The organism is Simplicispira metamorpha (assembly GCF_004341365.1).
In the GTDB taxonomy this organism is placed as follows: Bacteria; Pseudomonadota; Gammaproteobacteria; order Burkholderiales; family Burkholderiaceae_C; genus Simplicispira; species Simplicispira metamorpha.
Map to the genome: position 1 here is coordinate 34,025 of NZ_SLXH01000015.1, position 11,945 is coordinate 45,969.

The 11,945-nt window shown below is 66.6% G+C and carries 11 protein-coding genes; 8 read left to right on the forward strand and 3 right to left on the reverse strand.

All coding sequences use genetic code 11. The features are described from left to right. The first annotated feature begins 184 nt into the window (after positions 1-184). Positions 185-1,165, forward strand: coding sequence for an alpha/beta hydrolase (locus EV674_RS09445; protein WP_119014250.1), 981 nt, complete (start codon positions 185-187; stop codon positions 1,163-1,165). Further along, positions 1,165-2,022 carry a YbgC/FadM family acyl-CoA thioesterase gene (locus EV674_RS09450; protein WP_119014251.1) on the forward strand — a complete coding sequence of 286 codons (858 nt, stop codon included), beginning with the start codon at positions 1,165-1,167 and terminating at the stop codon, positions 2,020-2,022. Before EV674_RS09445 ends, EV674_RS09450 begins: the two co-directional genes overlap by 1 nt. Before the next feature lie 94 nt (positions 2,023-2,116). Here the strand turns inward: EV674_RS09450 and EV674_RS09455 are convergent, their stop codons facing one another. Continuing rightward, complete coding sequence (locus tag EV674_RS09455; protein WP_119014252.1) at positions 2,117-4,033, reverse strand: sensor domain-containing diguanylate cyclase; 1,917 nt, start codon at positions 4,031-4,033, stop codon at positions 2,117-2,119. A gap of 43 nt (positions 4,034-4,076) precedes the next feature. Then, the gene (gene ygfZ, locus EV674_RS09460) at positions 4,077-4,994 is read right to left on the reverse strand and encodes a CAF17-like 4Fe-4S cluster assembly/insertion protein YgfZ (protein ID WP_119014253.1); all 918 of its coding nucleotides are present in this window, start codon (positions 4,992-4,994) and stop codon (positions 4,077-4,079) included. 66 nt (positions 4,995-5,060) lie between these two features. On the opposite strand from ygfZ, the gene mltG reads away from it, so the two are divergent. The 6 genes from mltG (at position 5,061) to EV674_RS09490 (ending at position 9,683) form a co-directional block, all read left to right on the forward strand. After that, positions 5,061-6,023, forward strand: coding sequence for an endolytic transglycosylase MltG (mltG, locus tag EV674_RS09465; protein ID WP_119014271.1), 963 nt, complete (start codon positions 5,061-5,063; stop codon positions 6,021-6,023). Between the two features lie 29 nt (positions 6,024-6,052). Beyond that, complete coding sequence (tmk, locus tag EV674_RS09470) at positions 6,053-6,745, forward strand: dTMP kinase (RefSeq protein ID WP_119014254.1); 693 nt, start codon at positions 6,053-6,055, stop codon at positions 6,743-6,745. Then, the gene (locus EV674_RS09475; protein WP_119014255.1) at positions 6,742-7,764 is read left to right on the forward strand and encodes a DNA polymerase III subunit delta'; all 1,023 of its coding nucleotides are present in this window, start codon (positions 6,742-6,744) and stop codon (positions 7,762-7,764) included. Before tmk ends, EV674_RS09475 begins: the two co-directional genes overlap by 4 nt. A 7-nt stretch (positions 7,765-7,771) precedes the next feature. Further along, a complete protein-coding gene (locus tag EV674_RS09480) occupies positions 7,772-8,131 on the forward strand; it encodes a PilZ domain-containing protein (protein WP_119014256.1) in 360 nt (119 codons plus the stop codon). Between the two features lie 68 nt (positions 8,132-8,199). Then, the gene (locus EV674_RS09485) at positions 8,200-9,006 is read left to right on the forward strand and encodes a TatD family hydrolase (protein ID WP_119014257.1); all 807 of its coding nucleotides are present in this window, start codon (positions 8,200-8,202) and stop codon (positions 9,004-9,006) included. Then, positions 9,003-9,683, forward strand: coding sequence for an ankyrin repeat domain-containing protein (locus tag EV674_RS09490; protein WP_119014258.1), 681 nt, complete (start codon positions 9,003-9,005; stop codon positions 9,681-9,683). Before EV674_RS09485 ends, EV674_RS09490 begins: the two co-directional genes overlap by 4 nt. Before the next feature lie 38 nt (positions 9,684-9,721). Here EV674_RS09490 and EV674_RS09495 read toward each other — a convergent pair whose 3' ends face one another. Continuing rightward, on the reverse strand, positions 9,722-11,782 hold the full coding sequence (locus tag EV674_RS09495) for a sensor domain-containing diguanylate cyclase (protein WP_119014259.1): 2,061 nt from the start codon (positions 11,780-11,782) through the stop codon (positions 9,722-9,724). Positions 11,783-11,945: the final 163 nt, after the last annotated feature.

Consider the following 11,945-nt stretch of genomic DNA (forward strand, 5'->3'; position numbering starts at 1 on the left):
ACATGCCTGCAAGCCCGCATCAATGCGGGCTTTTTACCGTGCCCAGCCGCTACCGCAGCGGCACCCTGGCTGGGCCAAAAATACTATTGTTTTAATAGCTTCTCACGCTTACTGGAAGAGCTCTGGAGCCTTATTTGGCTTGTATAGAATCAGCGCAACCTGCGCCCGTTCGAACAGGACTTACATGACTGACCACTCCCACCTGCACATCCACCACCACCGCCTGAGCGCCCCCATGCGCAGCGTGATCGAGCGCATGCACCGCGCTGGTGGCGCGCCCTTGCACACGCTCACGCCCACGCAGGCACGCGCCGCCTACGAGGCTGGCGCCGGTGTGCTGGAAGTGCCCAAGGCCGTGCTGGCGCGGGTAGAGGATTTGCACATTCCCGCACGCGATGGCTATGCCTTGCCCGCGCGCCTGTACGCGCCCACTACCGACACCGGCTTGCCGCTGCTGCTGTACCTGCACGGCGGCGGCTTCACCATTGGCAGCATCGCCACGCACGACGTGCTGTGCCGGGAGCTGGCGCGCCTCGCCGGCTGCATGGTGGTGTCGCTGGAATACCGGCTGGCGCCCGAGCACCGCTTTCCCACCGCAGTGCATGACAGCTGGGACGCGTTGCAATGGCTGGCCGCGCAGGCGCCGCAGCTGGGCGCCGACCCCGCCCAGCTGGCCGTGGGCGGCGACAGCGCAGGTGGCACGCTGGCGGCGGTGTGCGCCATCCTGGCCCGCGATGCTGGTTTGCCGCTGGCGCTGCAACTGCTGTTTTACCCCGGCTGCACGGCCCACCAGGACACGCCCTCGCACACCACCTACGCGCGCGGTCTGGTGCTGGAAGAACCCGCCATCAGCTGGTTTTTTGGCCACTACGCCACCACGCGCGCGCAGCGCGAGGACTGGCGCTTTGCCCCGTTGCTGGCCCCCGATGTGGATGGCGTGGCCCCCGCCTGGATCGGCCTGGCCGAGTGCGATCCGCTGGTGGACGAGGGCATCGACTACGCCGACAAACTGCGCCTGGCCGGTGTGCCCGTCGATCTGGAAATCTACCGGGGCGTAACGCACGAATTCATCAAAATGGGCCGCGCCATTGCCCAGGCGCGCACCGCCCACGCCCACGCCGCCGCCGCGCTGCGCCAGGCTTTTTCTCTGAAGGAGGCAAGCTGATGCAACGCCGTGACTTTCGCTGCATCCACCGCCTGCGCGTGCGCTGGGCCGAGGTGGACATGCAAAAAGTGGTCTTCAACGCCCACTACCTCGCCTACATCGACATTGCCATGATGGACTACTGGCGCGCGCTGGCGCTGCCCTACGAGTCTGGCATGGCGCTGCTGGGTGGCGAGATGTTTGTCAAAAAAGCCACCCTCGAATACCACGCCTCGGCGCGGCTGGATGATGTGCTCGATGTGGGCCTGCGCTGTCTGCGTGTGGGCAACTCCTCGGTGCTGCTGCAAGCGGGTATCTGGCGCGGCGATGTGCTGCTGGTCAGTGGCGAGCTGGTCTATGTGTTTGCCGATACGGCCACGCAAACGGCCCGCACCGTGCCGCCCGCGCTGCGCGCCATGTTCGAGGGCTTTGAGGCAGGTGCCGCCATGGCCGAAGTGCGCACGGGCGACTGGGCCACGCTGGCGCAGGACGCCATGCAGGTGCGCACGGCGGTGTTTGTGCAAGAGCAGGGCATCTCGCCCGACATCGAAATCGACGCCTTCGACGCTGTAGCGGTACACGCTGTTTTGTACAACCGCCTGGGCCAGAGCGTGGCCACGGGCCGCCTGCTGCCCGCCACCGAGGGCTCCGGGCGCGTAGGCCGCATGGCGGTGGCGCGGCCCTTGCGCAGTGCGCGCTGGGGTCGCCTGCTGCTCGATACCCTGATCGACGCCGCCCGCGCCCGGGGCGATGCCCGCATCGAACTGCATGCCCAGTGCAGTGCCCAGGCGTTTTACGCGCGCGCCGGGTTTGCCGTGTGCAGCGCACCGTTTGAAGAAGCGGGCATTGCGCACGTCAGCATGGAGCGCGCGCTGTAAGCCCGGCCCTGCATTGCGTGGCCCGTTGATGCTATGTTTTTAATAGCTGCTTGCGCTTACCAGGCGGGCGTTTGAGGCTATTTTGACCGTTATTTCAGGCGCCGGACTGTAGCGCCCAGCTGAAGCGGTTTTTGCCCGCCTTTTTGGCCGCGTACATGGCCGTATCGGCCTGTGCCAGCAAAGCGCCGGGTTCCTCGCCGTGGGCCGGAAACAGCGCGGCCCCCACGCTGGCCGAGATGTGGGCCGGGGTGCCGTCAATGTCAAATGGCTGCGCCAAGGCCGCGATGACGCGGTGCGCCAGCGCCTCGCAGTCAGAGGTGTGTGCCAGGCTGGCCAGCGCAATGCCGAACTCGTCGCCGCCCAGGCGCGCCACCGTGTCGCCCGCCCGGATGCAAGTCTCCAGGCGCCGCGCAGCCTGCCACAGCAACTGGTCGCCCGCCGCGTGGCCCCGGCTGTCGTTGACCCCCTTGAACCCGTCCAGATCCACAAACAGCACGGCCACCCGCTGCTGGTGTTGGCGTGCCTGCACCAGCAATTGCGAGAGCTGCTCCAAAAACATCACCCGGTTGGGCAGGTGGGTCAGCCCATCGTGCAGGGCGGCGTGGGACAAGCGCTCTTCCAGGTTTTTGCGCACCGTGATGTCTTGCGTGACGGCCACCAGGTACTCGGGCCGGCCCTGGGCGTCGGTGACGACGCTGAGTGCCTCGCACACCCACAGCACCGTGCCGTCTTTGCGCCGGTAGGGCTTTTCGATTTCGGGCGAGAGGGCGGGGGCCCTGTTGTGCAGTCGCTCGGTCAGAAACTGCTGCGCTTTGGCCTGGTGCTCGGTGTCGCACAGCTCCAGCACGTTCAGGGCGCGCAGCTCGTCCAGGGTGTAGCCCAGCATGTGGCAGAACTTGTCGTTGGCGCCCACGATGCGCCCGTCGGGGGCAATGTGCGTAATGCCCATGGCCGCCTGGCTGAAGGTGGCCCGAAACAGGGCTTCGCTGGCGTGCAGGGCCTCGGTGGCGGCGCGCTGGCGTGTGAGCATCAGTATCAACAGCCCGGCAATGGCCAGCAAGGCCGCCGTGGCCGCGCCCGTTACCCAGAGGTAGGCCGTGCGCCGCTGCTCCACCAGGGCCATGTCGGTGGCGTGGGGGGTGCCCACCGTGACTATCAGCGGGTAGCCCGCCACGCTGCGGTAGCTGATGGTGCGCGCCACTTGGTCGATGGCCTCGCCGCTGTCCACAAAAGCGCCTTCGTGGGCGGCGGGGTGGCGCTGGAACCAGGGCAGCTTGGCCGCATCCAGCCCGAAGCTGTTGCGGTTGCCCACGGTGCGGCTGCGCACCACGCTGTCCAGGCCGGTCAGCTCCAGCAGGCCCTGGGGCCCGAGGTCGGACTGGCGGTAAAAATCCGTGAAGTGCTGCGGGTTGACTGACAGCACCACCACTCCCGCAAAGCTGCCATCGGCCCGGGCGATGCGCAGCGACATCGGAATTTGCCAGGTGCCCGATACCCGCCCGAGCACGGGGGCACTCACATAGAGTGCATCTTTGGTGTTTTGCCGCTGTAGCTGGAAAAACGCCCGGTCTGCGTAGTTCACGCTGGGGATCATGTCGCTGCTGCTGGCGACGATTTTGCCGTTGGCATCGGCCACGTTGACGATGGTGAACAGCGCATCGCGGATGAGTTGCTGCTGTACCCAGCGGCGCAGGTCGATGGTGGTGCCGTGCAGCAGGTACTGGTCACGCACAAAGGCGGCTACCTGCTCGGCGGCCTTGAGGGTGCGAAAAATTTGCTGCTCAAACGCCACGGCCAGGTTGGCGTTGGATTTCATGGCCGCCGCTTGTGCCTGCTCGCGCTCCAGGGCGATGCGGTGCGCGGTGCCCAGCCAGATGACCGCAATGGCCAGGGCGCACACCAGGGCAATGACCAGGTTCAGCCGTGCTCCTGTGCGCCCGTGTCCCGTGGGGGTTTTGTACCCACCCCAGAGCGGATTGGTACCTGGCGGGGTGGGCGGCGAGGGCGGCATAAGGGGGGGAGGGTTTGTCAGAAATGCCCTCAAATGTAGGGCTTCAGAGGTCTTCGGCCAATGCGTAGGGCAGAGCGTCCAGCACCAGTGGCACGCCGGTGGCTGCGCCCACTTGCAAGCCGCCGTGTTCGGCTGCAGCGATGTGCAGCGACACGATGGCATCCCAGCCCCCCTCCGGCGCTCGGGCCACCTGCACTACGGTGCCGCAGGGCTGCTCCAGATCGGTGGCTGCAAACACTTCGGCGCCCACAGCCACTTCTTCCGGGGCGTGGGCGATGTAGGCGCGGCGCTTGATGGTGCCCCGGAACTGGCTGCGCGCCACCACTTCCTGGCCCGGATAGCAGCCTTTTTTGAAGTTGACGCCGCCCACCGATTCGTAATTGAGCATTTGCGGCACAAAGGCTTCGACCAGCGGCGCGCTCAGGGTGGCCACGCCGCTGCGCACCTCACCCCAGGCCCACAGGGCTGCATCGAGTGCCGGGCCTGGTGGCACCGGGCTGCCCTTTGGTGCAATCCACAGGCCGCGCGGCTGGCCCAGCGCGGGGTACAGGTGAACCAGGGTTTTGTCGTCCAAATCGGCTTTGACCCAAGCAGGCTGTGCGCTACCAGCTATCGAAACAAGAGCATCCCCAGCCAGGCCGTAGAGCGCGAATTCATCGGTGGCATCGGTCAGCTTGGCTTTGGCGCGCAGCACAAACATGGACAAGCGCTTGAGCGTGGCGGGCAGCAGATCGCGGCTGCACACCAGAAGCACCTCGGTAGAGCTGCGCTTGAAGCCGATAAAACTGGCCTGCATGCGGCCCTTGGCCGACAAAAAGGCGCACAGGCGCGCCTCGTGCAGACCCAGCAGGGAAAAGTCCTGCGTTAGCTGGCCGTGCAGAAATTTGGCGGCCTCTTCGCCTTGGGCGCGGATGACGCCCAGGTGCGTCAGGGGGGTGATTCCGTGGAGTAGGGTGGTCATGGGTGAATTATCATGCCCGGTTGTTTTTCTACGGGGTGCAAGGTTGTGGCGCGTTTGCTGACATGGATGCTGCTGATCGTGTGCGCCCTGGGCGGGGCCGCCGCGTGGTGGCTGCACCAGCCGCTGGCGCTGGCCCACGAACCGCTGGAGCTGGAGATCGAGCACGGCACCACGCCGCGCGGCGTGGCCCGCGCAGTGGTGGCCGCCGGGGTGCGGGTGGATGCGCAGCTGCTGTACGCGTGGTTTCGGGTGTCGGGGCAAGACCGGCAGATCAAGGCGGGCAATTACGAGATTACCGCTGGCACCACGCCTTACAGCCTGCTGCAAAAGCTGGCGCGCGGTGAAGAGTCGCTGCGCGCCCTGACCTTGGTGGAGGGCTGGAACTGGCGCCAGGTGCGCGCCGCACTGGCCCGCGAGGAAGCCCTGCAACCCGATAGCGCCGGACTGTCAGACGCCGCCCTTATGCAGCGCCTGGGCCGCGCGGGCGTGCCGCCTGAGGGCCGCTTCTTCCCCGACACCTACACCTACGCCAAAGGCTCCAGCGACCTGGCCGTGCTGCGCCGCGCCCTGCACGCCATGGACCGCCACCTCGAAGCCGCCTGGGCGCAGCGCGCCAGCGACAGCCCGCTCAAATCCCCCGAGCAGGCGCTGATTCTGGCCAGCATCGTTGAAAAAGAAACGGGCCGCGCCAGCGACCGCCCGATGATTGCCGGCGTCTTCAGCAACCGCCTGCGCATCGGCATGCTCTTGCAAACCGACCCCACGGTGATCTACGGCCTGGGCGACCAATTTGACGGCAACCTGCGCAAGCGCGATCTGCAAACCGACACCCCCTGGAACACCTACACCCGCGCTGGCCTGCCGCCCACGCCCATTGCCATGCCCGGCAAGGCCGCGCTGCTGGCCGCCGTGCAACCGCAGGCTACCAAGGCGCTGTACTTTGTGGCCAAAGGCGATGGCAGCAGCCATTTCAGCGCCTCGCTGGATGAGCACAACCGCGCCGTCAACCGTTACCAGCGTGGCCGATGAGTGCCACGCCCCCACTCCCCAATTGATCCATGGCGCCTGGTTTATTCATTACCTTTGAAGGCATAGACGGTGCGGGCAAGTCCTCGCACATTGCACCGCTGGCGGCCGCTTGGCGCGCGCAGGGGCGTTGCGTCACGCTCACCCGCGAGCCTGGCGGCACACCGCTGGCTGAAAAGCTGCGCGCCCTGTTGCTGCACGACGACATGGACGCCCTGACCGAGGCGCTGTTGGTGTTTGCCGCCCGGCGCGACCACCTGCGCTGCGTCATCGAGCCCGCCCTGGCGCGTGGTGACGTGGTGCTGTGCGACCGCTTCACCGACGCCACCTTCGCCTACCAGGGCGCCGGGCGTGGTTTTGATACGCAGGTGCTATCGTATTTGGAGCGTATAGCGCAGACTGGGCTTGCCCTGGAGCCAGATTTGATGCGAAATCCTGACCTCACCCTGTGGTTCGATCTGGCGCCCGATGTGGCCGCCGCCCGCCTGGCCGATGCGCGCAGCCCCGACCGTTTTGAGGCACTGGACACCGCTTTCTTCCACCGCGTAGCCCAGGGCTATGCTGCGCGCGCCGCCAGCGCCCCGCAGCGCTTTGCGCGCATTGATGCCGCCCAGCCGCAGGCCCAGGTCTGGCAGCAGCTGACGGCGGTGCTGGTGCAGCGCGGCTGGCTGGCCGATGGGGCAGGCGTGGTTCCTGCCATGTCCGTGCCCGGAGCCACGCTGTGAGCACCGAAGCAGCAGCGCCTGCGCTGGCGCCCTGGATCGCCGCGCAGCGCAATGCCCTGCTGGCCCAGCGCGGCCACGCCTGGCTTTTGCAAGGCCCCTCCGGACTGGGGCAATTTGCGCTGGCGCTGGAGCTGGTGCGCGCCTGGCTGTGTGAGGCCGCCACCGCGCACGGTGCCTGCGGCCACTGTGCCAGCTGCCACGCCATTGACGTACACACCCACGCCGACCTGTGCGTGCTCATGCCCGAGACCGAGCTGCTGGCGCGCGGCTGGCCCCTGCCCGAGAAAGCCCAGGCCGAGCTGGACGACAAAAAGCGCAAGCCCAGCCGCGAAATCCGCGTCGAAGCCATGCGCGATGCCGTCGAATTTGCCCAGCGCACCAGTGCGCGCGGGCGCGGCAAGGCCGTGCTGGTGTACCCCGCCGAGCAAATGAACACCATCACCGCCAACGCGCTGCTGAAAACGTTGGAAGAACCCCCCGGCGATGTGCGCTTTGTGCTGGCCAGCGAGGCCGCGCACCAGCTCTTGCCCACCATCCGAAGCCGCTGCCTGGGCCACACCATGGTCTGGCCCGAGCAGGGCGCCATGCTGCCCTGGCTGGCCGGGTGGGGGGTGGCGCCCGCCAGCGCCGATGCCTTGCTGCGCATGGCCGGTGGCCGCCCCGACGATGCCCTGGCCCTGAGCCGTGCAGGCCGCAGCCCCCAGGCGTGGGCGCAACTGCCCCGCGCGTTGCAGCGCGGCGACGCCAGCGCCCTGGCCGACTACACGCCCGCGCAGGCCATTGCTGCGCTGCAAAAGCTCTGCCACGACCTGCTGGCGCTGCGCGTGGGCGCGGCCCCGCGCTACTTTGCTGCTGCCGATTTGCCCGCACCGCCTGAGCTGGCGCCGCTGACGCGCTGGTCGCGCGCGCTGGCCACGGCGGTGCGCACGGCAGAGCACCCTTTCAATGCCGGTCTGATGCTGGAGGCGCTGGCAGCGCAGGCCAAAAACGCCCTACACTCGCGACCATCCACCGTTTGAGGCCCCCATGAGCAGCCCTTCCACCGCGCCCCGTCCCAGCGTCATGCAGCTGGCCATCAAGGAAAAAGCGGCCTTGTACGCAGCGTATATCCCGTTTTTTGCCGAAGGCGGCATCTTTGTGCCCACGCCGCGCGAGTACAAGCTGGGCGACGATGTGTACGTGCTGCTCACCCTGCCCGAAGACACGCAGCGCTACCCGGTAGCGGGTCGTGTGGCCTGGGTGACGCCCGCGCGTGCTGGTGGCAACCGCACCCAGGGCGTGGGCATCCAGTTTCCCAAGGATGAGAAATCCCGCCAGCTCAAGCTCAAGATTGAGCAGCTCCTGGGCACCGCCCTGGGCTCCGACAAGCCCACGCAAACCATCTGAAGCGCCCACCCCGTGCCCGTGCCGACCCGCTGTGCGCCGGTCGGCATTTGTGTTTTGAGACTTCCACCATGTTTACCGACTCCCACTGCCACCTTACTTTTCCCGAGCTCTCCAGCCAGCTGGGCGCCATCCGCCAGGCCATGGCGCAGGCGCAGGTGGATCGCGCCCTGTGCATCTGCACCACCATCGAAGAGTTTGCCGACGTGCATGCGCTGGCCACGGCGCACGACAATTTCTGGTGTTCGGTGGGCGTACACCCCGATAACGAAGGCGTGTTCGAGCCCACCGAGCAAGACCTGCTGGCGCGCGCTGCCCTGCCGCGCGTGGTGGCCATTGGCGAAACGGGCCTCGATTACTACGGCATGGAAGATCGCAAAGGCGGCCGCAGCATTGCCGATCTGGAGTGGCAGCGCGCGCGCTTTCGCACCCACATCCGTGCGGCGCGCGCCTGTGCCAAACCGCTGGTGATCCACACCCGCAGCGCTTCCGACGATACGCTGGCCATCCTGCGCGAAGAGGGCGAGGATGGCGCTGGCAACCGTGCTGGCGGTGTCTTCCACTGCTTTACCGAGTCAGCGCAGGTGGCACGCGCGGCCCTGGATGCGGGCTACTACATCTCGTTTTCCGGGATCATTACCTTCAAAAGTGCGCAGGAGCTGCGTGATGTGGTCGCCTTTGTGCCGCTGGACCGCATGCTGATCGAAACCGACAGCCCCTACCTGGCGCCCGTGCCCTACCGGGGTAAAACCAACAGCCCGGCCTATGTGCCCTTTGTGGCGCAGCAAATCGCCAGCACGCGCGGCATCAGCGTCGAGGCTGTGGCCGAGGCCACCAGCCGCAACTTTTCCGATTTGTTCCAGGGGGTACAAGCATGAGCCTGCTACGGCGCCGATTTGTGGCCAGCCTGGCCGTCCCGGTGGCCGCGCTGGCGCTGGGCGCGCAGGCCGGTTCGTTCGATGACTTTTTCACGGCCATCCGGCGCGACGATGGCGCAGCCATCACGGCCCTGCTGCGCCGGGGCTTTGATCCCAATACGCGCGACGCCAACGGCCAGATCGGGCTGGTGCTGGCCTTGCAGCTGGGATCGCTCCAGGCCGCCCAGCCGCTGCTGGCTGCGCGCAACCTGGACGTGCAGGCCAAAAACCGTGCGGGCGAAACCGCGCTGATGATGGCCGCCCTCAAAGGCCACACCGCAGCAGTGCAGGCCCTGCTGGCGCGCGACGCCGATGTCAACCAGACCGGCTGGACGCCCCTGCATTACGCAGCCTCCGGCCCCCAGGCTGGGCAGGCCACCATCATTGCGCTGCTGTTGGAGCACCACGCCTACATCGACGCCGCATCGCCCAACGGCACCACACCGCTGATGATGGCTGCGCAGTACGGCGCAGCCGAAAGTGTGCAGCGCCTGCTCGACGAGGGCGCCGATCCGTCGCTGAAAAACCAGTTGGGCCTGACAGCGGTGGACTTTGCTTTGCGTGCCCAGCGCAAAGACCTGGCCGAGAAAATTGTGGCTGCCATCCGCCAGCGCCAGCCCAATCGGGGCAAGTGGTAGATTTTTTGCACGCAGCGTGGTGCCTTGCCCGGCGCTGATTACGGCTCCGTAGTGGCGCAGGTGGGCAGGGGTGCTGAGGGCGTGGGCGAGAAAAACACAACCTGGTCGCGCCCGGCCTTCTTGGCGTCGTAAAGGGCGGCGTCCGCTTGTTCAAACAGGGTTTGGGCCACTTCGGTGGCACTGAGCGGCCCCAGTGCGTTCTGGAGCGCTGTGGGTTGCGCCGCGCACGCCGTGGGCAGTGCAGGGTGGACGCAGGCCCCCCCGATGCTGACGGTGACGTGCTGGTGGCCCGGCGCTGCCAGGTGCTCGATGCGCAGGGCGCGCACTGCGTGGGTCATGCGCTGCGCCAAAGCCAAGGCCTGCGGTGCATCGGTGTTGGGCAGCAGCACGGCAAATTCTTCGCCGCCATAGCGCGCCACCAGATCGCCCTCACGCCCCACCGACGTGGCCAGCGCTTGCGCGACTTGTTGCAGGGTGTGGTCACCCGCCACATGGCCATAGTGGTCGTTGTAGGCCTTGAAGTGGTCCACATCCACCATCAGCAGCGACAGCGGTGTGCCGTTGCGCAGGGTGCGGTGCCACTCGCGGGCCACGGCTTCGTCCAGGGCCAGGCGGTTGGCTACATCGGTGAGTGGATCCAGGCGCACCTGGGCCTCCAGGGCGGCGCGGTAGTGGGTCAGCTCCTGCTCTGATTGCTTGCGCTCGGTGATGTCTTGCACCGTGCCCGTCATGCGCGTGGTGTGGTGCGGGGCAGTGTCTGTTTCGTATTCACACCACACCTGCACCCAGCGCATTTGTTGGTCATTGGCGCGGCGGATGCGGTACTGGAGTTGCAAAGCGGTGCGTTGTTGCAGGGATTGCTCGTGCGCGGCCAGCACTTGTTCGCGATCATCGCGGTGCAGCGTGCCCAGCCATTGGCGCCGCGTCATGCGCCCGTCGGGCCGCAGACCAAAAACCTGGCTGGCCATGCCTGACATCAGAAACTCTTTGCGTTCAGGCTCGTAAGCGAAATAACCAATGGCGGCAGCTTTTTGGCCGTTTTCGAGCCAGCGCATATTGCGCTCCAGCGCTACCTTCAGCGCCCGCTCGCGCCGCCGGGCGCGCCATTGCCAGTGGGCTGCCATCAAGCCCACCAGCAGCAGCGCCAGGGTCACGGGCAGGCTCAGGGCCAGCCATTCGCGGGTGCGCATCTCGCCAAAGGCTTCGGCCACATCCACCTTGGACACCACCAGCCAAGGCGAATCGGGCACGGTGCTGACCATGGAGAGCACTTCCTCGCCCCGGTAGTCGTGGCCGTAGAGAATGCCGCGCTCGCCGCTGGCTGCCTGTACGGCGGGGTTGTCTTTCTGGGTCAGGGGCAGCAGGTGCAGGGGCTGCGAGCCGTGGGGGTGGTGGCGCAGGGGGCTGAGGAATTCGACGGCATCCGCACTGCGTTGCACCAGGGCGGATTCGGCAGTCTTGCTCGGGGTGGGCCAGTATTCCAGCAAAGGGTAGAGCGTGGCGCGCACGTCACTGACCAGCCAGACTGCGCCCACTGGCTCCATTCCGTCAAACAAAGGGGCCAGCAGACCAAAGAACGGAAAAGCAAAAAAAGCGTCGCGGCGCGGCTCCAGCGGGATGGCCTGTGCCTGCGACAGCGCACGCTCCAGCGCCTGCATCTCCAGCGCGGGCAGCGTGCCTTGGGCACCTTCGCCGGGTGACAGGCGCAGGCGGCCCTGGGGGTCTACCAGGTACACGGCGCTGTAGCGGGCACGCTCTTGCAGAATGCGCAGCCGGTTCAGTACCGACAATGCCTGGGGCTCGGAGGGAGAGGCCAGCCAGCGGGCCACTGCCTGCGCGTAGGCCGTATCGTCAGACAGTGCCATGGCGTCTGACCAGCGCCGCTCGCGCCATTCAGAGACGCTTTTGGTTTGCAACTGGTTGATGGCCTGCAATTCCCATTCGGCCTGGTGGCGAAAGCGCTTTTCGCGCTCGTGGTAGATGGACTGGATGCTCCAGGCCACGCCGCCCATCACCAGCAGTGCCAGCAGTGGCAGCACCTTCCAGGCCATGGAAAGTGGCCGACGCGATAGCTCAGTCTTTGGCAAGGGCGCAAGCATGGTGTGGCAAAGATGGCAGGCCGTTGGTTGAGCGGTCTGGTGTGGCCAGACGGAGGCAGGCTGTAAGCCCACCGGAAAACAACTATGTCACACTTTGTTCCATTTCAGTCACCTCTGGGGTGTTCTGTCCAGAAGCGGCTTGGTCCGCAGTAAGCAAGGGGCA

Excerpts from the sequence above, each read along its gene's own strand:
- tmk (WP_119014254.1), top strand. The coding sequence starts at position 6,053 with ATGGCGCCTGGTTTATTCATTACCTTTGAAGGCATAGACGGTGCGGGC.
- EV674_RS09490 (WP_119014258.1), top strand. The coding sequence starts at position 9,003 with ATGAGCCTGCTACGGCGCCGATTTGTGGCCAGCCTGGCCGTCCCGGTG.
- EV674_RS09455 (WP_119014252.1), bottom strand. The coding sequence starts at position 4,033 with ATGCCGCCCTCGCCGCCCACCCCGCCAGGTACCAATCCGCTCTGGGGT.
- EV674_RS09445 (WP_119014250.1), top strand. The coding sequence starts at position 185 with ATGACTGACCACTCCCACCTGCACATCCACCACCACCGCCTGAGCGCC.
- EV674_RS09495 (WP_119014259.1), bottom strand. The coding sequence starts at position 11,782 with ATGCTTGCGCCCTTGCCAAAGACTGAGCTATCGCGTCGGCCACTTTCC.
- EV674_RS09480 (WP_119014256.1), top strand. The coding sequence starts at position 7,772 with ATGAGCAGCCCTTCCACCGCGCCCCGTCCCAGCGTCATGCAGCTGGCC.
- EV674_RS09485 (WP_119014257.1), top strand. The coding sequence starts at position 8,200 with ATGTTTACCGACTCCCACTGCCACCTTACTTTTCCCGAGCTCTCCAGC.
- mltG (WP_119014271.1), top strand. The coding sequence starts at position 5,061 with ATGCTGCTGATCGTGTGCGCCCTGGGCGGGGCCGCCGCGTGGTGGCTG.
- ygfZ (WP_119014253.1), bottom strand. The coding sequence starts at position 4,994 with ATGACCACCCTACTCCACGGAATCACCCCCCTGACGCACCTGGGCGTC.
- EV674_RS09450 (WP_119014251.1), top strand. The coding sequence starts at position 1,165 with ATGCAACGCCGTGACTTTCGCTGCATCCACCGCCTGCGCGTGCGCTGG.